Origin of the sequence: Candidatus Uabimicrobium helgolandensis (assembly GCF_041508025.1) — a bacterium.
In the GTDB taxonomy this organism is placed as follows: Bacteria; Planctomycetota; Uabimicrobiia; order Uabimicrobiales; family Uabimicrobiaceae; genus Uabimicrobium; species Uabimicrobium helgolandensis.
Window position 1 is genome coordinate 2,067,242 of sequence record NZ_CP165719.1, and the last position, 22,686, is coordinate 2,089,927.

The 22,686-nt window shown below is 34.0% G+C and carries 19 protein-coding genes; 13 read left to right on the forward strand and 6 right to left on the reverse strand.

What is annotated here, in order from left to right:
• Positions 1-76 precede the first annotated feature (76 nt).
• The 3 genes from UABHE_RS07615 to UABHE_RS07625 all read left to right on the forward strand — a co-directional run bounded on the left by UABHE_RS07615 (position 77) and on the right by UABHE_RS07625 (position 4,351).
• The gene (locus tag UABHE_RS07615; RefSeq protein ID WP_372369651.1) at positions 77-769 is read left to right on the forward strand and encodes a class I SAM-dependent methyltransferase; all 693 of its coding nucleotides are present in this window, start codon (positions 77-79) and stop codon (positions 767-769) included.
• Positions 770-819: 50 nt separating this feature from the next.
• Positions 820-3,390 (forward strand): protein kinase, encoded by a 2,571-nt coding sequence (locus tag UABHE_RS07620; RefSeq protein WP_372369652.1) that lies wholly within the window; start codon positions 820-822, stop codon positions 3,388-3,390.
• A 130-nt stretch (positions 3,391-3,520) separates the two neighbouring features.
• On the forward strand, positions 3,521-4,351 hold the full coding sequence (locus UABHE_RS07625) for a DMT family transporter (protein ID WP_372369653.1): 831 nt from the start codon (positions 3,521-3,523) through the stop codon (positions 4,349-4,351).
• 57 nt (positions 4,352-4,408) lie between these two features.
• On the opposite strand, the gene UABHE_RS07630 is transcribed toward UABHE_RS07625, so the two are convergent.
• On the reverse strand, positions 4,409-5,488 hold the full coding sequence (locus tag UABHE_RS07630) for a 6-phosphofructokinase (protein ID WP_372369654.1): 1,080 nt from the start codon (positions 5,486-5,488) through the stop codon (positions 4,409-4,411).
• On the reverse strand, positions 5,489-6,190 hold the full coding sequence (locus UABHE_RS07635) for an RluA family pseudouridine synthase (protein WP_372369655.1): 702 nt from the start codon (positions 6,188-6,190) through the stop codon (positions 5,489-5,491).
• Between the two features lie 199 nt (positions 6,191-6,389).
• Between UABHE_RS07635 and UABHE_RS07640 the strand changes: the two genes are divergently transcribed.
• The 9 genes from UABHE_RS07640 to UABHE_RS07680 all read left to right on the forward strand — a co-directional run bounded on the left by UABHE_RS07640 (position 6,390) and on the right by UABHE_RS07680 (position 17,166).
• Positions 6,390-7,658 carry a pyridoxal phosphate-dependent aminotransferase gene (locus UABHE_RS07640; RefSeq protein ID WP_372369656.1) on the forward strand — a complete coding sequence of 423 codons (1,269 nt, stop codon included), beginning with the start codon at positions 6,390-6,392 and terminating at the stop codon, positions 7,656-7,658.
• Positions 7,658-7,975 carry an HNH endonuclease gene (locus tag UABHE_RS07645; protein ID WP_372369657.1) on the forward strand — a complete coding sequence of 106 codons (318 nt, stop codon included), beginning with the start codon at positions 7,658-7,660 and terminating at the stop codon, positions 7,973-7,975. The genes UABHE_RS07640 and UABHE_RS07645 overlap by 1 nt, the downstream gene beginning before the upstream one ends.
• Before the next feature lie 113 nt (positions 7,976-8,088).
• Positions 8,089-9,987: a PspC domain-containing protein gene (locus UABHE_RS07650; RefSeq protein ID WP_372369658.1), complete on the forward strand. Its 1,899-nt coding sequence runs from the start codon at positions 8,089-8,091 to the stop codon at positions 9,985-9,987.
• A gap of 8 nt (positions 9,988-9,995) precedes the next feature.
• On the forward strand, positions 9,996-11,462 hold the full coding sequence (locus tag UABHE_RS07655; protein WP_372369659.1) for a PspC domain-containing protein: 1,467 nt from the start codon (positions 9,996-9,998) through the stop codon (positions 11,460-11,462).
• Between the two features lie 231 nt (positions 11,463-11,693).
• A complete protein-coding gene (locus UABHE_RS07660; protein ID WP_372369660.1) occupies positions 11,694-12,206 on the forward strand; it encodes an RNA polymerase sigma factor in 513 nt (170 codons plus the stop codon).
• The gene (locus tag UABHE_RS07665; protein ID WP_372369661.1) at positions 12,196-12,573 is read left to right on the forward strand and encodes a hypothetical protein; all 378 of its coding nucleotides are present in this window, start codon (positions 12,196-12,198) and stop codon (positions 12,571-12,573) included. Before UABHE_RS07660 ends, UABHE_RS07665 begins: the two co-directional genes overlap by 11 nt.
• 60 nt (positions 12,574-12,633) lie before the next feature.
• Positions 12,634-13,575, forward strand: a complete 942-nt coding sequence (locus UABHE_RS07670; RefSeq protein WP_372369662.1) for an NADP-dependent oxidoreductase — start codon at positions 12,634-12,636, stop codon at positions 13,573-13,575.
• A 363-nt stretch (positions 13,576-13,938) separates the two neighbouring features.
• Positions 13,939-15,216: a hypothetical protein gene (locus tag UABHE_RS07675; protein WP_372369663.1), complete on the forward strand. Its 1,278-nt coding sequence runs from the start codon at positions 13,939-13,941 to the stop codon at positions 15,214-15,216.
• A gap of 27 nt (positions 15,217-15,243) precedes the next feature.
• The gene (locus UABHE_RS07680) at positions 15,244-17,166 is read left to right on the forward strand and encodes a transglutaminase family protein (protein WP_372369664.1); all 1,923 of its coding nucleotides are present in this window, start codon (positions 15,244-15,246) and stop codon (positions 17,164-17,166) included.
• A gap of 168 nt (positions 17,167-17,334) precedes the next feature.
• On the opposite strand, the gene UABHE_RS07685 is transcribed toward UABHE_RS07680, so the two are convergent.
• The 4 genes from UABHE_RS07685 to UABHE_RS07700 form a co-directional block, all read right to left on the reverse strand.
• Positions 17,335-18,615, reverse strand: a complete 1,281-nt coding sequence (locus UABHE_RS07685) for a hypothetical protein (RefSeq protein WP_372369666.1) — start codon at positions 18,613-18,615, stop codon at positions 17,335-17,337.
• Positions 18,616-18,964: 349 nt separating this feature from the next.
• Positions 18,965-19,915 carry a YheT family hydrolase gene (locus UABHE_RS07690; RefSeq protein ID WP_372369667.1) on the reverse strand — a complete coding sequence of 317 codons (951 nt, stop codon included), beginning with the start codon at positions 19,913-19,915 and terminating at the stop codon, positions 18,965-18,967.
• Positions 19,916-20,114: 199 nt separating this feature from the next.
• Positions 20,115-20,579 carry a hypothetical protein gene (locus tag UABHE_RS07695; protein WP_372369668.1) on the reverse strand — a complete coding sequence of 155 codons (465 nt, stop codon included), beginning with the start codon at positions 20,577-20,579 and terminating at the stop codon, positions 20,115-20,117.
• Between the two features lie 9 nt (positions 20,580-20,588).
• Complete coding sequence (locus tag UABHE_RS07700; protein WP_372369669.1) at positions 20,589-20,990, reverse strand: hypothetical protein; 402 nt, start codon at positions 20,988-20,990, stop codon at positions 20,589-20,591.
• A 118-nt stretch (positions 20,991-21,108) separates the two neighbouring features.
• On the opposite strand from UABHE_RS07700, the gene UABHE_RS07705 reads away from it, so the two are divergent.
• Positions 21,109-22,557 (forward strand): lipid II flippase MurJ, encoded by a 1,449-nt coding sequence (locus tag UABHE_RS07705; RefSeq protein WP_372369670.1) that lies wholly within the window; start codon positions 21,109-21,111, stop codon positions 22,555-22,557.
• Positions 22,558-22,686 lie beyond the last annotated feature (129 nt).

A 22,686-nucleotide genomic window follows, 5' to 3' on the forward strand; every position in this document is an offset into this window, starting at 1 on the left:
TATAATTCTATTGCATTTTTTACTAGACTTCCAATAAAAAAAATGATGACACCAAAATGTTCCAAAGGAGAAACAAATGGATTTTGCAGATTTTGATAATCGTCATTATCCCACTGTCTCTGTACGTCAAGGTTATCGCAAATGGGTGAGTACTTACGATGATAGTGTTTACGATGAAATGGATTTAGATTTACTGGCCAAAATAAAAAAAATCTATTGGACAAAAATGGCCAAAGCCGTGGATCTTGCTTGTGGAACTGGTCGCACAGGTGCGTGGTTGAAACGGCAAGGAATAAGAGAATTAGATGGAATTGATATTACTCCTGAGATGATGGACAACGCAAAAGAAAAAAAAATATATCGCCAGCTTGTTCACGGTGATATACGCAACACAAAATTTGCTGATAATACTTACGATTTAGCGGTGTGTTCATTGGCGAATGAACACATTCCTAGTTTAGATCCTCTTTACAAGGAAGCTGATCGTATTGTTGTTAAAAATGGGTATTTTGTTATTGTTGGTTATCATCCATTTTTTTTGCTAAACGGTATTCCAACTCATTTTAATGATGAAGAGGGGAAGTCAATCTCTATACACAGTTACATACACTTAATGAGTGACCATGTCCAAGCAGCTTTCAAAAATTCGTGGCAGTTACAGGAAATGTACGAGCGAATTGTCGATCAAGAATGGTTAAAGAAAAAGCCCCAGTGGGAAATCTACTGTAATAAACCTATTAGTTTCATTTTTGTGTGGCAAAAAAAATAACGTATGCTTCGAGCCGTCAGGTAAGAAATATGTTTCGAAAGGCGATTGATATGGATGTAAAAAACTTAAATAAAAACACGATGATTCTTCATTATAAAATAGAGAAAAAACTCGGACAGGGTGGAATGGGAGTTGTTTACAAAGCCATAGATACAAAACTACAACGCCATGTGGCTATTAAGTTTTTACTTGGTCACTATGACGACAATAGCGCTAAGATACGCCGTTTTTGGGAAGAGGCGCGCGCTGTTGCACAGCTTTCGCATCGAAATATTTTAGGTATCCATCATTTAGAAACGCAAGATCCTCCATTTTTAGTAATGAGTTATATTGAGGGAGTCTCATTAAAAGACAAACTAAAAAACAAAACATTTTCTATTCCACAAGTAGTTAAATACATGACTAAAATTGCAAATGCCATGTCATATGCTCATAAGAAGAGAGTAATTCATCGCGACTTAAAACCCGAAAATATTATGATTGACAAAGAAGGTGAACCTATTGTTATGGATTTTGGCCTAGCAAAACGTATGGAATCAGATACGAAAATATCGCGGCCAGGTGATATTTTTGGTACACCCTACTACATGTCTCCAGAGCAAGGAAAAGGAGAAAATGAAACTATTGATCATCGCTCTGATATATTTTCATTGGGAGTTATTTTATATGAAATGCTTACGCAATCTCTTCCGTTTAAGGGAAGTAATGCGTTTATGATTATAAAACAAACAGTAGAAGAAGACCCTGTTGCGCCTTCGCAAATCAATAAAAAAATATCACCCACATTAGAAAAAATATGCCTAAAAGCTCTCGCAAAATCTCGAGAGAATCGCTACTCCTCTTGTTCAAGGTTAGTAAAAGACTTGCAACATTCATTATCTTCTAATAGAAGTGTCGCGGTGAAACCACGCAAACAAAAACAAGACTATAGTGCTTATATATTGGCAAGTGTCGCTGTAGGAGCATTTATTTTTTTTATGATGTTTGTTTTTTTTACCAACACAAATGAAGTAATAGAGAATAATACAACTAAAAATACCGAAATATCATTATTTGACGAGAATCTACAAAAAGGCGAGCAAGCATTTGTTGCTAAAAATTACTCACAGGCGATTAAATATTTAAAATTGGCTTTAGAAATCCAAAAAAGCGAAAAAGCTCTTGCCTTGTTAGAAGCGATCAAGCTATCGCAAAAAAAAATTACTAAACTACAATTATTTATTGACAGTCCAGAGAAAGAAGTTTATACAAATAAAAGAAGTTGGATGGTTCGCGGTAGAGTGCAAGGAGAACATCCAACGGTTTTTGCTTCGGGAATTGCTGCTTTGGTACGTAACAATCAATTTGAACTTCTTTTGCCACTAGAAAGAGAAGGCCGAAAAACATTTTCTATTATAGCAACCGATACAAGCGGACAACGGCAAGAACAGAAGCTGATTTTTTTTGTCGACAGAACACCACCAATTATTGTTGTTGACAATATTGAATATGTCGATAAAAAAGACCTAAAATTGAACTTGAATATTCAAGATATAAACGCTTGGCAAGTTGAAGTAAATGGCAAGTCGAAGATATCAAAAAAAGATTATACTCCCCCTACACTTTCATTGACACCGGGGAAAAACATAGTTGAAATCAAAGCAGAGGACGCGGCAAGTAATGTTTCTCAGAAAAAATTAAATATCTACTACAGTGATAAATGCCCACAACCAGAAATTCTAAGACCGAAAAACGAATTGTCGACTCGCCAAGGTAGAATTGTTGTATGGTGCGCTCCTCAAATTCTTTTTACAAATATACATATAAATGGACAACTTACTGATAGAGTAGGTCGACGATTCAAATCCACAGTTAATCTCTCTATAGGAAAAAATGAAATTACAGTTATGGCAACAGATCGCTTTGGACGAACGAGTAAAGAGACAATAATTGTGTTTCGCAAAGAGAATCTATTTGTTAAAAGGAAAAACCAGCAGAAAAACCAGCAGAAAAAAGAACTGTCCATACAAGCTCTGATCAAGAACAATTTTAATGCGTCAAAATATGAATTTAAAAAAAATAACTATGTAAAATTTACTTACATGTTCAAAAAAAATGCAAAAGCTTTAGAAGATTTTAACATTACCCCTGGTAATGTTGTTATGCAAGGCAAATATCTGAGCATTCAATCAGGACTTTTTATAAGTATGATTCACAAAGCAATTTTTCAAGGAGATATGAAGATAAGTGGTTTGATGTTTTCTGATTCATTAAATCGAGTTTATGGACTATCTCTTTGTTATAACGGATACGCTGTAGCTCCAAAACTTTACGTCTTTGGCGTTTCAGAAAAGAATGGAATTTTCTCATTAAAAAAAGATTTTTGGAAAATCTTTTTGATACCAGAAACAAAAAACAAGATTATTTCTGTAAATAAAAATAATATTGTTAGTATGACTTTAAAGAAAAGAGAGAATTTGTTGATTGGGCATTACAAAAATAAAAATTTATTTTCAGTGAAAGACAGCGATTTTCGTAAAGGAAGAACAGCTATTCATGCAATATTAAACACCGAACTACGCATTTACAAACTTACTATTTCTGGTATTCTTGATCAATCGTGGATTAAAACACTCGATTAATCACATGATATTTGTTTTTTACAATTTGACTCTTTTAAAATTAGTTTTGTTACTTTTCAATTGCATAGTATAACTTTGCACCAAAGTACCTCGTTACTCCCCTAGTACTCTAGAATCGATATCTTAATTTATGTCTGCAACTAAAAATATGATCTTTTCCACTGTATTTTTCGCTATTATGCAAGTTTGCGTAAAAAGTGTAAAACACATTCCTGTTTTTGAAATTATCGTTTTTCGTTCGGCAATTATTGTACTAATTTGCTGTTTCTTTTTCTATCGCCACAAGGTAAATCCTTGGGGCAAAAACAAACCCCTTCTTATTGCGAGAGGAGTTACTGGCTCTATTGCCCTGCTGTTATTTTTTTATACCTTGCAACATATTCCCCTTGCTTATGCAACAACTATTCAATATTTGTCCCCGATTTTTACAGTAGTTTTAGCGGGTCTTTTTTTAAAAGAACGCGCTACAGCTTCACAGTGGTTCTTTTTATCCCTTGCGTTTTCAGGGATTGTTTGCATACAGGGATTTGACTCGCGCGTTTCACTAACTTTAGCGCTTATAGGTGTATGTTCAGCTTTTATGTCGGCTACAGCTTATAATCTTATCCGCGTTTTAAAAGATGAAAATCCATTAGTTATAGTTTTTTATTTTCCATTTGTAGCAGGAATTATTTATACGCCTTTAACTGTTATGTATTGGGAAACTCCTCAAGGCCAAGACTGGTTTTTTCTCATTGCCGCAGGAATTTCTACTTATTTTGCGCATACACATATGACAAAAGCTTACCAAGCTGAACGAGCGTCCAGCATTGTACACTTTAAATACCTGGGGACCGTTTTTTCTCTGATATTTGGTTATGTTTTATTCAATGAAAGCATTGTTCTAATGTCATTTGTAGGAATGACACTTATTATTCTGGCAGCAATTGGAACCCAGCTATATACCAAGCGCCAACAATGAAAACATGATTTACGACAAGGTGATCAATTACAATACTGAACTGATCACCTTCTAAACCTAATCCCCAAAACTTAGGCCTAGTTGGCGTGCAGAAATAACAATATCACTGTCTACTGGGACTTGCTTACTATTTTTAATTGCTTCTTCTAAGGGAACAGGGATAATATCAGGCGGGTTTAAGGCAACCATAATACCAAAATTCTGTTCAGCAATCATCCGAACCGCTGCTGCACCAAACCTTGTTGAAAGTAAGCGATCAAAAGCTGTCGGAGTTCCTCCTCTTTGTAAGTGACCAAGAGTTAAGGTACGAGTGTCGCGGACTGTTTTTTCGCGAATTTGAGTTGCGACCCATTCACCAATTCCACCGAGAACAACTTCTTGGCGTCCATCTTCACCTTTTCCTTTTGAAAATAACTCATCGTGTCCCTTTGGCTTTGCACCTTCTGCTACGGCAACAATGGCAAACTTACGACCATTATTGTAACGTTTTTCTATTTTCTCACAAACTCGATCCATACAAAATGGAATTTCAGGAATAAGAATAACATCTGCTCCACCTGAAATCCCAGCATTTAAAGTAATCCAACCTGCATAGCGACCCATAAGTTCGACAACAATAACTCGTTCGTGACTTTCTGCTGTGGAATGTAATTTATCTAGTGCATCTGTAGCATTGTTTACTGCTGTATCAAAACCAAAGGTAATAACAGTTGATGCTAAATCATTGTCAATAGTTTTAGGAATACCAATAACAGGTAAGCCCATTTGGGAAAATTTATTAGCAATGCTAAGAGTTCCATCACCACCTATACAAATTAGAGCATCAAGACCTAATTGATGGAAATTTTCTTTTACACGAGAAGACACATCTTTTTTTTCGTCATTTTCTACATACTCAAAAGGGTTAGCTCGATTTGTTGTCCCAAGAATAGTGCCACCTATGTGGAGAATACCGCGCACGCTTTCTTCCCCCATAGGAATCACTTTATTCTCAGGATCTAAAAGACCAGAAAAACCTTGGAGTACTCCGTAAACTTTCCAACCATTGGTAAGAGAGCTTTTTACTACAGCGCGAATTACTGCATTTAAACCAGGACAATCTCCTCCGCCTGTTAGGAGAGCTATTTTTTTTGACATTTAAAATCCTTTCATAATATTGTCCAAATGTTGTGGAAGAGGAGCTGATATTTTTATTTGATCTTGTAAAAGAGGGTGCTCAAACTCAATAGAGTGAGCATGAAGTGCATGCCCCTTGATATTTTCATGCCACGGAGAAGATCTTTGCAAGTAATATTGCCAGAGAAAAGGAATCCCTGAGCGGCAATAAAGATAATCCCCCACAATAGGATGCCCTATTGCAGCAACATGCAAACGAATTTGATGTTTTCGTCCAGTGACTGGTTGTAAATGAAGTAAACTATGCTCTTCTGTAGTATTAAGTACTCGGTAATCTGTCTTAGCAGCTAATCCTTGCGGATTCTCTGTAGTCATTTTTAGCTTGATAAGTGACGCACTACAAGCGCGTGCAATAGGAAGTTCTATTGTTCCTTGATGTGACTTAACTACACCGTGAACAACAGCGAGATATGTTTTACAAATCAAACGACGAGCGAATTGATTGTACATTTTTTTTATTATTTTTTTTCCACGTGTTACTAATAAAACGCCCGAAGTATTTTTATCTAAGCGATGTAGTAAATGTATATCTTCAGGATAAAGATAAGATAATTGCGATACGACAGTATCTCCCTGGTAACCTCCTACCGGATGACAAACTAAACCAGCAGGTTTATCAATAGCTAATAGATTTTCATCTTCATATAGAATGCGAATTTTCATTTTTTGTTATTTGATAGTTGTTTAGTGTTTAATAAAATAGATTTATTTTAAACGGGTCAATATGCCCTTGAGTTGAGCTTTGCTCAACGAATTACATAGAATGTCAGTATTTAGATTTTATATTGACATTCTAATGGTGCTCTATTTTAACTTGAGTTTGTTATAACTAAAAATACTTTCTTTTCTTTGGGTGAATAAAATGCATTCTATTAGTTTAAATTTAAATGCTAGAGGGCGTAAAACATCAGCAACTATCCATATCAATGAACGAAGTAAAGAATTAAAAAAACAAGGTAAGAAAATTTATGCTTTTGGCTTTGGACAGTCTCCATTTCCTGTGCCAAATTGTGTAACAACCGCGCTTCAAAAAAACGCTTATCGTAAAGACTACTTAAACTCCCAAGGTTTGTTAGAGCTACGTGAGCAGGTCGCTGTTTTTCATAACAAATATGACCAAACATCTGCAAGTGCTGAGAACATAATGATTGGTCCTGGTTCCAAAGAATTAATGTTCATTTTACAATTGGCATTTTATGGAGAAATTATTGTACCTTCTCCATGCTGGGTTTCTTACGAACCTCAGGCGCAAATTATTGGACGGAAAATTCGTTCAATCACCACTTCCTACGAAAATGGATGGCGTATGCAAGCCCAAGATTTACAAAAAATCTGCGAATCTGATCCTAGTTACCCACGTTTACTCATACTAAACTATCCAGGAAATCCTGAAGGCCAAGTATATAGTGAAGATGAATTGCAAGCAATTACCGAAGTAGCGCGGAAATATCAAGTGATTATATTATCCGACGAGATATATGGTTTACTTCACTTTGAAGCTAAACATACTTCTATTGTTCGTTATTACCCTGAGGGCACTATTCTTAGCTCAGGTTTATCAAAGTGGTGCGGTGCTGGCGGGTGGCGTTTAGGAACATTTGTTTTTCCAAAAGAGCTGAACCATCTGCTGCAAACGATGGTTTCCATTGCCAGTGAGACATTTACTTCTGTAGCAACGCCTATCCAATATGCGGCCATATGCGCTTATAAAATGGAAGCAGAAATAGAAGAGTATCTTTGCAATTCGCGGAAAATTTTACAAGAAATTGCCTTAGATTGTTATGAGATCATGGTAAAAGCGGGTATACGTTTATGGAAATCACACGGAGGATTTTACTTATTTTTAGATTTTTCAAATTTCGCAGAAGCGATACGCAAAAATAATATATTAAATAGTAGTGAGCTGTGTGAACATCTTTTAGAGGAAACAGGCGTTGCTATTTTACCAGGAAGTGATTTTAAACGTCCTGAAAACGAGTATACTGCTCGCTTTGCCTATGTTGATTTTAATGGCGAAAAAGCTTTGGAGGCGTGCAAAAGTACAGACGTGGACAAAAACTTTGTCAGATATCACTGCCCAAAGATGCAAGAAGGTGTGTTAAAAATGATTGAATGGTTAAGGAGTTTATAATGACAAGTGAAATGAACGTTTGTGAAATGTGCAAACGAGAAGCTTTACGTCTTACAAAGCATCATTTAATTCCTCGAACTAGGCATAAAAACAAGAAAAACAAAAGGAATTTTTCACGGCAAGAGGTCAAAGAGAGGTTAGCAATGCTTTGCCGCAATTGTCATAGTGCAATTCATGCGTTTTTAAGCAACAAAGAATTAGAGTATGAATATAATACAATAGAAAAGTTATTACAGCACCCAGAAGTTAGTAAATTTGTTTCCTGGTTGCAAAAACAACCTGCTGGTGTCCGCGTACGTACTTTTAAATCAAAGTAAGTTACCTAAAGTAATTACAAACAACATAAATTAAAAATTTTTTAATGAACCTTTTAATAATAAACAGAGTATTACCACTTAGATAAATAAATAAACTTACGAAAGGATAAATAATGCGTGGTAAATACTCTTATAATTATGATAACAAGTTTACGATAAATGCGAAAAAAGTTTTTGAAAAATATATTGATGACTGTGTCGCTATAGGAAAACAGCATCAGTTGTTAGCTAACGCTGTTTGCGAATATATAAAGGATAAAGTTGAACCTTTAGTAAACGATTACGAAACAGTAGATGCTGAAAATATGATGGATATACTATCTAAACTACCTTCGACAACTAAAATAATTGACGAATGTCGCGAAAAACCGGAATTTGCGGAAGACCTTACTACAAAGTTACATCTTTCCGATAATAATCGTTTTCTTGGTGGTGTTTGTGGGGGCTTAGGAGAATATTTTCGTATCGATCCGACATTAATACGCGTGGCTTTCATTGCTGGTAGCTTTATTGGCGGAGCTGCTGTAATTATTTATGCATTTTTGTGGTTAGTGCTTTTCGAGAAAGAAAAAGATAAAGACTATCCTCCTTTAGTAGCGCTTATTTTCCAATTACTTAATATTGCGCGTCTAATTGTTGTGTCTATGTTATGGCTTATTTCTAAAAAAAACAGTGCACATCAAAAAAGTAAAAAAACTCATGTTCCCGAAAATATAGCGAAAGAGGAGCAAAAACCCAAGAAAAATCGTTTTTTTCGACGGGTTTTTGTTTTTCTTTCTTTTGTTGTAATGTCTTTATTTATTTACTTACCTAGCATACTTGTGCTACTTGGAATAGCAAGTTTTTGCCTTTGGGGTATTTTTTACCCTATTGTACACATTGATGGTTTCCAATTTAGTTTTGCTTATCTAAGCATTCCTGGAATTATAATGGCAATTTCAGCAGCCGTTTTAACTTTTATGCTTTTTCTACTGGTTATTACATTTGTAGGGCGTTTACACTTTAAAGCAAAAGTTATGGGAAAAACGATGGGCATCTTCACCATTTTGTTTATTGTGATATCTATTTTTTCTTTAGGCTCATCGCTTGCTGTTACAGCTTTTCAAAACCAAAGTATCGAATCAACAACTTTAGTTCATAACATCCCCAGTAGTGAAAGCATAGACATCAACGATATACATTCTAATTCGCATGTTCGCATAGAAAGTGTTAAAATTCGCGGTGAAAAAGACGCAAAAGAAATGACAGTGCGATGTGAAATTAGCGCGCGCGGGGAAAATAGTGATGAAGCGGAAAGCTATTTACAAAATATCGAGGTAAAATGGATACCTGGAAAAATTTTTCCAGAGATTAACAAACAACACAATGGTTTTCATTTTGAAAAGGCCAAAATTGAAATTATTGTGCCTGCAACGAAAAAAATTGCAATCACTGGAAACAGCGGTAAGCGTTTGTTACTTGAAGGTTTATTCTTACAAGGAATGGAACTTAATTTAACTAACAGTCGTGTTGTTTTAGAAAACGTCGAAACTTCGCAATTAAAACTAACTGTAAGTAAAACAACCTTGCTGCTAGAGAAAGTAAAAGCCTCTAGTATAGAAGCAGATCTACAACGAACGAAAATTCATATCAGGCACAGTAATGCACAAGAAATTACCTTTCGCAACTACCACAGTCATTTAACTTATTTTGCTGTTACAGGAACAACAAAATTACATAATGACAAAGGAAAAGTTTTTATCAATGAAAGTAGTGGAATTCTAAATATTGAAAACCATCGTGGTTATATAGATATCAAAGGGCATCAATTTGCAGAAAAAAGTCAAAATAACATTGATAGTCAGCATGGAAAACTAAATATTGCCTTATCGACAAAAAATCTACCTCAGTTCAATATAACTAATAATAAGGGTAGAATACGCAATAAACTACCACAGTTTTCTTCTAGCGATGCACAAGTAAATTTGAAAATAAATCACGGTCGTATCCATTTACACCCCATATCTCATTAGGATTTTTTATGAACCAAAATCTATGCTTAAAATGCGGAAAAAAAACGCAGTTTAACCATTGTTCTTCTTGTGGTACAACAGATATTATCTGGTATCGCATAAAAGAAGGTCGCAAAATTTTCGGCGTATGCCAAGGCCTGGCAGTGTACATTCATTTACCAGTAATTGCAATTCGTATTGCATTTATTATTGCAGCAATGTTTGCTGGATGGGGGGTGGTACTGTATGCAGTACTCTCATTCTTTCCAAGCAGAAACTGTAACGATTCTGTTCGCCAAAAAGAAAGTTTTGAATTTGAAGACTCAGAAAAACTGAGTTTTTTTGAGTCTTCGGTAAAAACATTGCACAAATTTTTATCCTTCATTTTTTTTGTTGTGTTGTGTGCTTGTCTGTATTTCCCCCTATTTATGATATCTGCTATTGCCACTATTGTTTCTGTTGTAGGGTGGTTTTACCCGTACTTAACTGTGGGCATTCATCACTCGACATTTTTAGAATTGGGAATGATCGGGTTCTTTGCAGGATTTACCAATATTACCTTTGGAATTACTACTATTTATTTGATAGCCCACTGGATACTAGCGCATCATATTAAGAAGCCATACTTACCACTTTCAAGAACGATCATATTGTGGTTTATAGTATGCGCAGCATGCCTTTCATCTTTATGGATGCTTAAATCATTAGAACGTAGTAAAAAACAAAAATCGTGGGTAATTACTACAGAAAAAAATATCGAAGAAATATTAACAACTGAAAATATTTCTATTCGCAATATATCATTTTCAACTCACAAAGGAAACGAAACGCGTGTTGTTTACACACTACAAGTATACGGTTTTTCTAAAAAGCTACTGACTGCTCTTGCTCAAGTGAATATGATATGGAATGGCGAGCCTCTTTGGTCTAATTTGGGTAGTACACAGCCATTTTTCCCTCATTTTGATATTACGGTACAAATGCCAGAAAGCAAAAGTCTAAACATTCGCGATTTTGAAAGTGTCTATGTCAGCGGAAAATGGAATAAAATCCAATTAGAAAATCATAAATCGATTGTTATAGAAAATGCTACGATCGGCACTGTAAAGTCTGATTGTAATTATTGTGAAGTACGCGTAGAAAATGTAAGTATAGAAACATCTTATTTGTATTTTAACAAAAGTGATGTATTGATGGATTCCTTTACAGTAAAAAACGCGAATTTCTATCAGAATAGTGGAAGCCTAACCCTTGTTGACTTTTCTGGTAAACTACAATTGCAGGTTGTAAATAGCCGCTTGAAAATAATTCGTCCGACATTCGAAAATACAAATCGAATTACTGCAGACAATAGTAAAGTATTGATTGATTTTAGCTCCGACTTCATACCAATAATCGTTTACGATAAACTTAATGTTTCTCAACGTTTAGAATCAACAATGAGCTCTAGGCTAGAAATTTCAGGTGAAAATTCGACAGTAAAACTGAGAAAATAAACGAGATCTTTCAATAAAATATAGACGTTTATGGATTTTTCTGCTTCCACGGAAAACTCCATAAAAATAAGAGCTTTTTGGCAAGGAAAAGAGTAGAGAATACCGCAGGTCTAACTCGTAGCTAAGTCGAAGATTATTTTGTACTCCTTGACACAGTATGGGGAAGCTCTTACTTATTTCCCTTAAAATAAAGAAAAAATATAGACGCTATTTTATAGATGGAGTATAATATTGATAGCAGATGAAGCTCTAATGACGCAAGTAGCGGCTGGAGACACTAAAGCGGCAAATGTGTTGTTGAGTCGATATCAAAAACCTTTATACAAATTTATTTTTCAAATGACTGTAAATGAAAATGATAGCGACGATCTACTTCAAGAAACTTGGTTGCGCGTAATTCGTTATCGTCATACATTTAACATCGAGAAGAAATTTAGCACTTGGCTATTCCAAATAGCAACAAATTGTACTAGAGATTTTTTTCGCAAGAAAAAACAAATAGCATCACTAGAGGAAATTGAACCAACTCAGTGTGCTTCTAAATCTTCTTTTGAAAATAGTGAGTGGGCAAGTTTCTTAATTAAAAGCCTACCACTCCACCAAAGAGAAGTAATTGCCTTAAAGTTTTTTCATGAAAAAAAAGAGCGAGAAATAGCTGAAATTCTTGATATTCCGCTTGGGACAGTAAAAAGCAGGTTACACAAAGCAATGCATTATTTAAAGGGGATGAAAAATGAACAATGAGAAATGGATGGATGAACTCATAGCGTCATTCCCAAATCCACAACCACAGCAAGAACTCATTTCTAAAATACAACAACAAATGGCACTCGCAATAGTAGAAAAAAAACGCTTATCGCAAAAAATGTTGCTATCTATTATCGCTATTACTTTAGCAACTATACCGCTTTTTTCGTTGACGAATTATTTTTACTACATCCTACTACAACAGATTATTACTACTTATTTCCCACAGATGTTAACCTCATTTCTTGTACTCTTTACTATCTCTGTTAGTTTAATTGGGGCAATATGTTATGGATTTATTCCTATTTGGTTAGCATATTTCTTAAATCGTAATTTTCATCAGAGTAGTGCCGTGTTACGTTAGAACATATCACGAATAAATTGATATAGCAGATACGTTTATTTTCTATTAGGAGAGGTTTTAATGAGAGCAATGATTATTGAGGAATTTGGCGGCGAAGAAAAAATAAAGTCTGTAGATGTTCCTAAACCACAACCCCAAGATAACGAAATTTTAGTGAAAATTGCTTACGCAGGTGTAAACCCTGTAGATTGGAAAATAAGAGAGGGAATGATCGAACAGTTACTCCCTCATGTTTTTCCTATTATTTTAGGTTGGGATATGGCAGGTACAGTAGAAAGTATAGGGAGTAAGGTTTCTTCTTATAAGGTAGGAGACAAAGTCTATGGTTATTGTCGAAAGCCACAAGTTCAGCATGGTTGTTATGCCGAATATATTACCGTAGATGAAGAAGCAATAGCGCTTCTTCCTGAAAAATTGAATTTTGCTGAGGCTGCAGGTATTCCACTTGTTGGATTAACTGCGTGGCAGTGTCTTTTTGACTTTGCAAATTTACAAGCGGGTGAGACCGTTTTGATTCATGCAGGTGCAGGAGGAATAGGTTCTTTAGCAATACAATTTGCAAAGCATAAAGGTGCGAAAGTGTATACTACAGCAAGCGCAAAAAATCACGAGTACGTTAAAAATTTAGGCGCAGATTATGTTATTGATTATAACACGAGCGATTTTGTAGATGTTATTTTGCAAGAAGAACCACAAAAATTAAACGTTGTGTATGATACCGTTGGTGGAGAAACACAACAAAAGAGTGCTGCACTGATTAAAGAAGGTGGAACTTTAGTCTCTATTGTATCTCCTCCCGATGAATCTTTAGCACCAAATATTAAATCGGGCTTTGTATTTGTAAGTCCTAACGCTAAACAACTGAAAGAGATTTCAAATCTTATTAAAGAAGATAAGGTTCAAATACCTGCTATTACAGAAATGAAACTTGAAGAAGCGGCAGAAGCCTTACGTATCAATCGCGAAGGCCATGTTCGAGGGAAGTTAGTTCTAAAAGTCTGAAAATTTAGGCTTGTTGGCGGAAAAAACTCTCCGCTATTGTTTAAAGAAACTCAAACGCCATTAAAAACATTGTTTTTTCCCTCTCGTTATTCCTACTTTCGTAGGAATAGCTACCATTATCTTAGAAAATCAAAGACCTGAATCCCTCATTACGCTAGGAAGAACAAAATAAGGATTCAGTTTTAATTCAGCAGGAGTGGGTTTTTAAATAAATGGAATTTCAATAGATAATGGATATCCCACTCAACAGAGTAGTTAGAATAAAAACGGCACAATAAAGTTCAAATAAAAACTCTCTTGATACTCAAAACCTACACTCTCTTAGAACATACCAAAACTGCCACTCAAAAAACGGAGAAAAAAATGAGACTGCTTATCTTTATTTTTGCAACGATGTCATTGATTTGTAGCGATATTGAAGTTCATAAACTACTGGAGAATGAGCACTATGATCCTGTTCATCGCACAACGGTAGATTTTGCTAACCACTCTAAACGTAATTATGTAGATATGACAAGCGAAGGCAATTTAGGAATTGTATATCGAAGTGTAGAAGATGTTGGTGATAGAGGCAAAAAAAAGATCACTGTTTTTTATCACGATTTGCAGAGTCATGAATTAGAGGTAATTACTAGTTTTACAACCTACCGAGTCCCACAAATGAATCTACTTCTTGTTTATGACAATTTAGATTTACCACATATTGTTTTAAACTATAAATACAAATTTATTCACTACTCTCGTAGAAAAGACACATGGAAAGAACGGAAATTACCTATTAGTTTAAGAAGAATGCTCGGCGGAGCTGTGCAAAAATCAAGAATGTATCATATTGTTGTTGGAAAAAACAACAATCTGTACTTGTTGCTTTTAGCTATGGTAAATTTGAAGCAACGAATTTTGTTAGCAGAATATTCACAAAAACGCTGGCAGATTAAAGAAATTCCGAATGTTCCTCAAAAATTGCGCAAAATATTTTTTGTTGAGATATATGATTTGCAAAATTTTTCTATCTTGTATAAGAAACTAGATAATCTTTGTTATGCGGAAGTAGAAAATAACGCGTGGCAAGAAGAAACTGTGATTAAAGCCGGAAATCTAGAAGAAGCTGGTTGGGAAGCGAGCTTAGTTCACAACGAAGGCAAAGTATATATTGCTTCCACTTTCCGCCGAGTTGTGTCTAGTGGATCGCTAGTTTTTTCAAAATTATTGTGGAGTTACCGAGCAAAAGGCAAATGGAAAACAGAAACTATCGCTGATCAATCGCAAGGATACTCGGGAAGTGATGGTCGCAAATATACGGGCGCTTCACCACACTCTTTCTTTGATGAAAAAGGAAGAGCTCATATTATTTTTAATGATATTTCTTCTTGGCACAGTAAAGGATTTAATGATTTTACAGAAGGTAACTTACGACACTCTTATCAAAAAGGAAGTACGTGGAAAAATGAAATCTTGTATCCACAAGTAGGGCAATGGCATAAGAAACAACCTCTGTATGAATTTCTATATCCTGTAGCGATTTATACAAGAGGAAAATTACACTGTTTTGGAATTGAGAGAGTTACAAATGGTAAAACAACGCGCTTTAGTGGAGAGAAACCAATGACTTTTTCTATTGTACATATTGTTGTTGATTAGAACATACCATTTATCTAGGAGTAGTACATGAAATGTATATTAACTATCATTTTGATATTTTGTACAGCAATATGCGCGCAAACTGTTAAACAATCTGATAATCCAAACAATGTTGTCTTTGATTCTTGGTATTCTGGTGAGCTTTTTGGCGCTAAAGCTATTGCTATGCATAATTTAGTTCGCAAAATCAACTACCAGGGTAAAAGTGCATACGAAAGTAATGTGTACTATAAAATGAAAATTTCTCGCGGGGAAGACCACTTCGAATCTACGACAAAAGAAAATATTTTGGTTTTTGATGACATGACCCCTATTTCTTCTGTTAGTAAATCTGTTGAAGGAGAACAGAAAACTATTGTTACAACTATTTTTTCTGGAGACAAGATTACGCGCCAAACCCAAGTAGACGGAGTGATTCATGAAGAGTTCTTGCAAACAGATAAAAAAATTATTCTCGACGAGACTACCTATATATATTGGTTAATAAATCAAGGAAAATTGCAAAAAGATACGGTTCATTCCTATACAACTTTAAATGAAGAAACCTTACAAATAGAAACCGAAACTCTAAAAGTACTTAGTTTGACTAGCAAACAAAATAAAGATATTTGGGAAATTGAAGTCAAGTCAACAGAACATACCTTTTCTTTTAAAATGTATGCTGATTCACATGGAGAAATTGTGGCAATTGTTATACCAGGAATCAACATAAAAGCAACGCGTACAACAAGAGAACAGGCTGAAATCTTTGATGAAGAGCTAAGTTTAGATATCATGTTTCCTACTAATGTTGTTGTTCCGAATGAAAATGACGTTACTCAAATGGAATTATTTATCAATACCAATAAGATGCTTTTAAAAAATAACCCATACCAAACTGTTGAGAAAACAAAAGAGGGAGTTAATGTTATTTTGAATCAACATTCTCCAGAAGTAGTTAAAAACTACGTTTGTGATGAAAAAGATTCTAAAAAATTTGACATATATTTAGCTCCACAACCACTTATTCAATGTGAATCGACAATTATTGTTGAAAAAGCAAAAGAAATCATACCTGAAAATTCTTCGACATACACTTCTGTAAAATATTTACAAAAGTGGGTCTATGAAAACCTTAAAAAATCAAGTACTAGTACAGCTAATGCCTCTTCTATTGCCACTTTAAAAACTATGGCTGGCGATTGTACAGAACACGCTAATTTATTTTGTGCTTTAGCGAGATCACTAAAAATTCCTACGCGCGTCTGTGGTGGTTTAGTTTATCTCGAAGGTGAATTCGGACTTCATGCTTGGAACGAAGTATATTTAGGTAAATGGTTAGTTGTTGATTGCGCATTAAATCGCTTAGGTAGTAATGGTAAGTATATCTTTTTTAATTATGACTACGAAAAAGACGGTTCGGATTTAATTATGAATATGCTTGCAACTCGTCCTCAAATAAAAATCATAAATGTATGGAATGGCGTGAAAAAAATTAATATGGACGACTTTATAAAAAGTAATGATAAGTGGGTAACAACCTACGATCCTGACTATAAGGTAAACTATGTAGTTAATAACTTATGGACGAAAAGCGATCATAGCACTGCCGATGAACGAGTTGTGCAATATGTCATCGATTCTAACACCGCAATTATTTACAACTTCTTTGGTTGTTCTGATTATTCTTTAGAAGAATTACAACCTGTAATCGCTAATCACATTGGCAAAAACTTTGCATCTTGGAACGAGGAAGAATTACTTGAATACAGCATAAATGGTTTTGAAGGTCAACTAGGATTGTATGATACTATTTTGGAAGGTGAGAAAGTAACAGTTGAGATATTTTATGGTATTCGAAATAAAGTGTTTTTTAATATCCGTATTATTTATTTGAGTTCTGAAGAGATAAAATATCGCGATAAACTCGCCAAATCTCTTGACTCATTTACAGTAGAAAAAAATAAATAAAATAAATAAATATGCTTTTATTGTAAAAATGTCGTTTGATCGAAACTCAAACAAAGAATTCGGGCTCGGGCTCATAAGTGAGCTCGGGCCCGAAAAAAATGGTAACACTTTAAATGGTGGCAGACCTTAGGGATAACTTACTTCATACTAGACTGCTTTATCTACAACTTATTTTTTTTCTCCGTCAGTTCCCATAAAGTAATTTGCAACTTTTTCTAATTGTTCTTCTGAATTAGCATTTTCAATAGCACTAATACTTAAATCGGGAACATCTTGTGTGCTTTGTGGCTGATGCTTTCCTGTCTGCATGTAAGGAATTCTTCCACGCAAGATAAAAACAATAAGTGCACCTATTTGAAATAAATCATATCTCTTCGAAGGTTTGTCTTCTAGATATTCTGGAGAAAAATATTCTTCGAGCTCTAAAGTATTTTTTGCTATACGACTAGTGTTAATTAATTTTGCTCCGGCAAGTTTTTTATAACGAGGCCATTTTTCTACACCATATAATTTTATAGAGGAAATATCAGGTGTTTTTGTTCCGCGTTCAAAAGGAATAAATATATTTTCAGGGACGATATTACTGTGATAAAGATCTATACTGTGACAAGCTTGTATACCTTTAGCTAATTGTAGAAGTATAATCTTCGCCTCTAGTAAGTTAAGGTTTCCTTTTTTTCTTACAAAATCTTCAAGAGTAACACCATCAAAATGATGGAGAGCAAAGCAGCGCGAATAACTGTCATTTTGATTTTCAAGTACAGAATATAAAGAAAAGTCTTGTAGCTCAGACGCGTCAACTATTTTTCGGAGACGTTGTTTAATTTCTTCTGCCCAATACTCAGAAGGTAGCAAATAAAGCTCAACGGGAATGTTCTTTCCTGTTGCAGTACCCGCAAATTTGCAATAAACAGAATCACGTGGTAATTCTTTTGTTATAAGATACTTATCCAAAAAAGTCATGCCTTTTTTAGGCATTAATGCCGGCCTTCTTTTTCCAATTAATTTTTCCATTCTATCTATGAAAAGATTTTGGTTACTATCTAATTCGTCTGTATGAATAAAATCGTGCCCACGATATTTCCACTGTTTTAGTTGAAGTTCATTTACCGTTTTTCCTATAAAAAGAACAGGAGCGCGTTTTTTTTCTTTCGTTTCTTTCTTGAAAATATCATATATATTTAAAGGATAACTTTTTAATTGATCTAATTCGATAATAAATAAACACAATCTCTTGTGGTAAGGATAAAAGTCGTCTATATCTTTTATAATATGTAACTCGTATCCTTTTAACATAGCTTTTAACTTGTTCAGAACTTCTTCGCTACAACCAATAACAAAAACTACATCTGGCTTACGAAGAACAATACGCAACCATGGAACTATGCGGTATAAATAGATAGCAAGAACAATTAATATAACAAAAGCCAGCATTAGCAAAGGTTTCATGCATAAGACCTTCCACTACATAATTTTAGATGAATTAAGGTATAATAAATACCTCGAAATTCATTATCTAGTAGTTTGTAAGATAAAATAACTATAGAATTTAAAACAAAGCGCTTACGAAATAACTCTATAAATTATAGAGTTAGTAAAACGAACCTAAACAACTCAGAACGCCCTAGATATTTGAAAGATTATTATCTGAAAAATTGAAGTAGAAAACAAGATGTTTATGGCAAATGCTATTTTATTTTTGCGCTCTACTTCTTCGAGGAGTGTATCTAATTTATGTAGATTTCTGGTTAAAATTAAAGAAAAACAACCACTGAGATCACAAGATTACTCTAGATAACTATAACAATTTTTGAAAAAAACTATGGACGTGATTCTCTGCCCAAAAATCTTCCTCTCCTATAAATCCAACGTGCCCTCCATGGTCGCACAACATTAGATTAATATAAGGGTTTTTATTGATTGTACTCTTGAGTTTCTCATATTGACTTACTGGTATGACAGGGTCATCTTTGGCAAAAATCATCAAGGTTTTTAGCTTGATTTTATCTATATGAAAACAAATACTATTTTCGCGATAATACTCTAAAGAATTTTGATAGCCGTGCATAGGAGCCATGATACGGTTATTGAAATCATCGAGATCTCGTACTTTTATAATTGGATTTTCCGATATTTGGCGATGTAAACGCGAGTAAGTTCGCATTAAAAGCCGCAAAAAATACCAATGATAAAACTGAGAAACATTCGATTGCCACTTTAAAGTTTTTGTAAAATCAAGAGGGGCTGAAATTGTAGCAATTCCCTTGACAAAAGGTATGTCTGCTTTAGCTGCCATATTCAAAAGAATATGACCTCCAAGAGATAGCCCTAAGACAAACATATTGTTTTGAGTATTCATTTTATTTGCTACCAAAGCGATATCTTGCCACAGCCCAATATGGTAAAGTTTTTGGCATAGAAAATATTCTCGTCCACAACCTCTTAAATTCATGCAGTGAACGCGAAATCCGCTACGGCAAAATCGATCCACCATACGCAATATGTAATATGAACCAGCAGCGCCATCGGTTCCTGGAACAATCAATAAATCTGCTTTAATTTCTTGGTCTTTTGGCGTGTAGGAATCGACAACTAAAGTATCGTTTGACTTTGTTTTAATATAATGTTTTTGGCATGGATTCCAAAACATGTATTTGAGATTCTTTGGCCATAATTGTGATGCAAATGTTTGGATATGACCGTTTGTTAACCATGTGTTTTTAGCGAATTCTTCTTGTTGTTTTAGCATAGTTTAATCCGTGAATGTCATTCCTGCCTTGATTAGAAATCCAGAAGGTAAAGTCAACTCACGGATTTCTAAATCAAGTTCAGTAGTCAATTGTAATTGTAATCGTTACTCAAGTAAAACTACATTCTTTCTGTAAACGAAAATATACAACTCAATATTTGTATTTCATTTACAATATAGCTTCAAAAAAAGATTACTCTTACTTGTTGCGTAATTTTTCTTTTATATCAATTTGCTTTTGTTCCAATGACACAACTTCTTTTCGTATTTTCTTTATATTTTTAGTAATAGTGTTTAGACTACTATCCATATCAATAAGTCTTTGTATAATAAGTTCAATACTTTTTCCCATTTTTTTTTCGAAAATAGGTTTTACTGCGAATGGTTTTGTTATGCTACTTGAAAACGTTTCTACAGAATTCTCTACATCTAATATTTTCTCACTTAGAAGTTCTAAGTCTTCTTCTATGTTGATAGGAATTTCTGTGTCATTTAATATTTGATAGTTTGAATGAGAGCTATTTGATATTGGCAATACTAGAAGGTTTAATATACAACAAACACCAATTATCATAGTATATAAGCGTATTTTTTGCGGTTGTTGTTCTTTTTCTTCTTCTTCAATGGCTTGTTGTATTGCAGTGACAGGATTTTTTTTTGCCATTTTTCTCTCCTACTTGTTTTCTGTTTCCATAGACGAAAATCGTTTTTTTAGAGTCGATATATCATTGCTCAGATCCGTAATTTTTTTACTGAGATGTTTAAACTTATTTTTCTTTTCTTCTATGTTCGCTAAAATTAGAGAAATACTATTTTGCATAGAATCTTCTAGTACATTTGTATAGTCTACAGACCGAGGTAATTCTTGTTGTAAATTGGAAATTTTTTTGTCCAATAGTTGTAAATTACTTTCAAGTTCTTGTATTTTTGTTTGCAAATTCCCTTGCCACAAAACTTCTGTTTCTTGTTTTTGGGGAGGTCGCGTAAGTAGTATTACTAAGTTAATAGCACTAATTATAATCAACGCATATACTGCAATACGTAGTTTTTTTATGTTATTCTGTAGATTGTTCATCTGAAATCCTTACATTTGTTGTACCGTATCATCGCCTTATTATACACAATTGTCCAAAATTTCAATGCGAATTTTTAGTCGAGAATCTACGCAAAAAATAAACCTATAAGGAAAAGCCGTGATTTTTACTTTAAATCTTTTGAATATACTAAAAATATTTATTGCTATTGCACACCAAATTATTTTTTTGCGAATTTTTGGAGCTAGTCTAGATACGGATGTCTATTTAGTTGTCTTTAGTATAATTCAGCTTTTTAATGTAATACTAGTAAGTACAATAATTGACATTTATGTTCCTTTTTATTCTCAGTTAAAAAACAAGAATAAAATACGGGCTGACGAACTAGTAGGCTCTGTTATTATTTTTTTTATTTTATTATTAACTGTCGTTTGTAGCGCGTTATATTTATATCCGTCTTTAATTGTAAAAATTTTTACATTTGGTTTTGCAGATAACAAAAGTATCCTAGCATCTGAAATTTTAAAAATTTGGTCATTCGCTTTGTTTTTTAATGTAATGTATAACGTTATTAACCAAATTTTAACCGCAAATCTCTATCTCAAAATCCATTATAAACTTAGTTTAGTAATACCAGTAATTAACTTTATTGCTTTGGTTTTTACTGATACTTGGGGAATCAAAGCTCTTGTATACTCTTTTCTTCTTGGAACACTTGTCAATTTTGTTGCAATAACGTTTTACTTTTTTCGTCGTTGCTCTCTAAAGTGGAAGAATCCATTTTTAAATAGCGATTTATATGATTTATTACGGCAAAGTCTACCTTTTTATATTGGAAAATATATATACCACAGTGAAACGTTAATAGTTTCAAATCTACTATCCTTTTTTCCAACAGGCCACATAACTTTATTTCAATATTCACAACGCTTATTCAAGTATATCTCATCAGTTGCAAACTCACCAACACTAAGTGTACTCTATGCAAAAGCATCTCAATTAGTTTTGCAAGACAACAAAGAAGAAATTAAAAAATTGCTTGGAATAACCCTAAAAACAAACACGCTATTATTCGTACTACTTGTGATGGGGAATATATGGATATTTAAACCCTTATATACACTCGTTTTTGGCGAAAAAGTTTCCGTAGAACAACTTGACGTACTGTATTATCTGTTTATAATATTGATTCCTTATAATATAGCATGGGCAATTCAATTGCCGTTCGCCAGAATAACATTCGTTCTGAAAAAAGGGGAGAATTTTTTAGTTATCTCCATTAAATATATTGTTGTGTTTTCAATATCTCTTTGTTTATTTTTGCCTTTTTTGGGAATTTATGGACTCCCTTTATCAATGTTTGTTAGCCAAGTATTCAACGCAAATGCTTATATGAAAGTAGTGTATGAATATTTATTGACGAGTAAGATGTTGAAATATACAAATAGTATTATCTATTTATGTGGCTATATTGTTGGGCAAGAAATTTTAGTTTACTTAGATGCCCCGTTATATGCGACAACTAGTTTCTTAGTACTTTGTTGTCTGCTTATGACACATCGTATTTTGGAAATGTGTAAATACTTATTGGCAAAGACTATAAGCTAAGTGTTCTTTCAATTTAAAACAACTTTAGTCGTAAGTAGTTCTACTGACTATCTGAATCGAGTACGGCTGAAAATAGGACGTGTCTCTATTCAGATTTTCCATAATTCTTTTATTTTTAGGGCGCGTTGG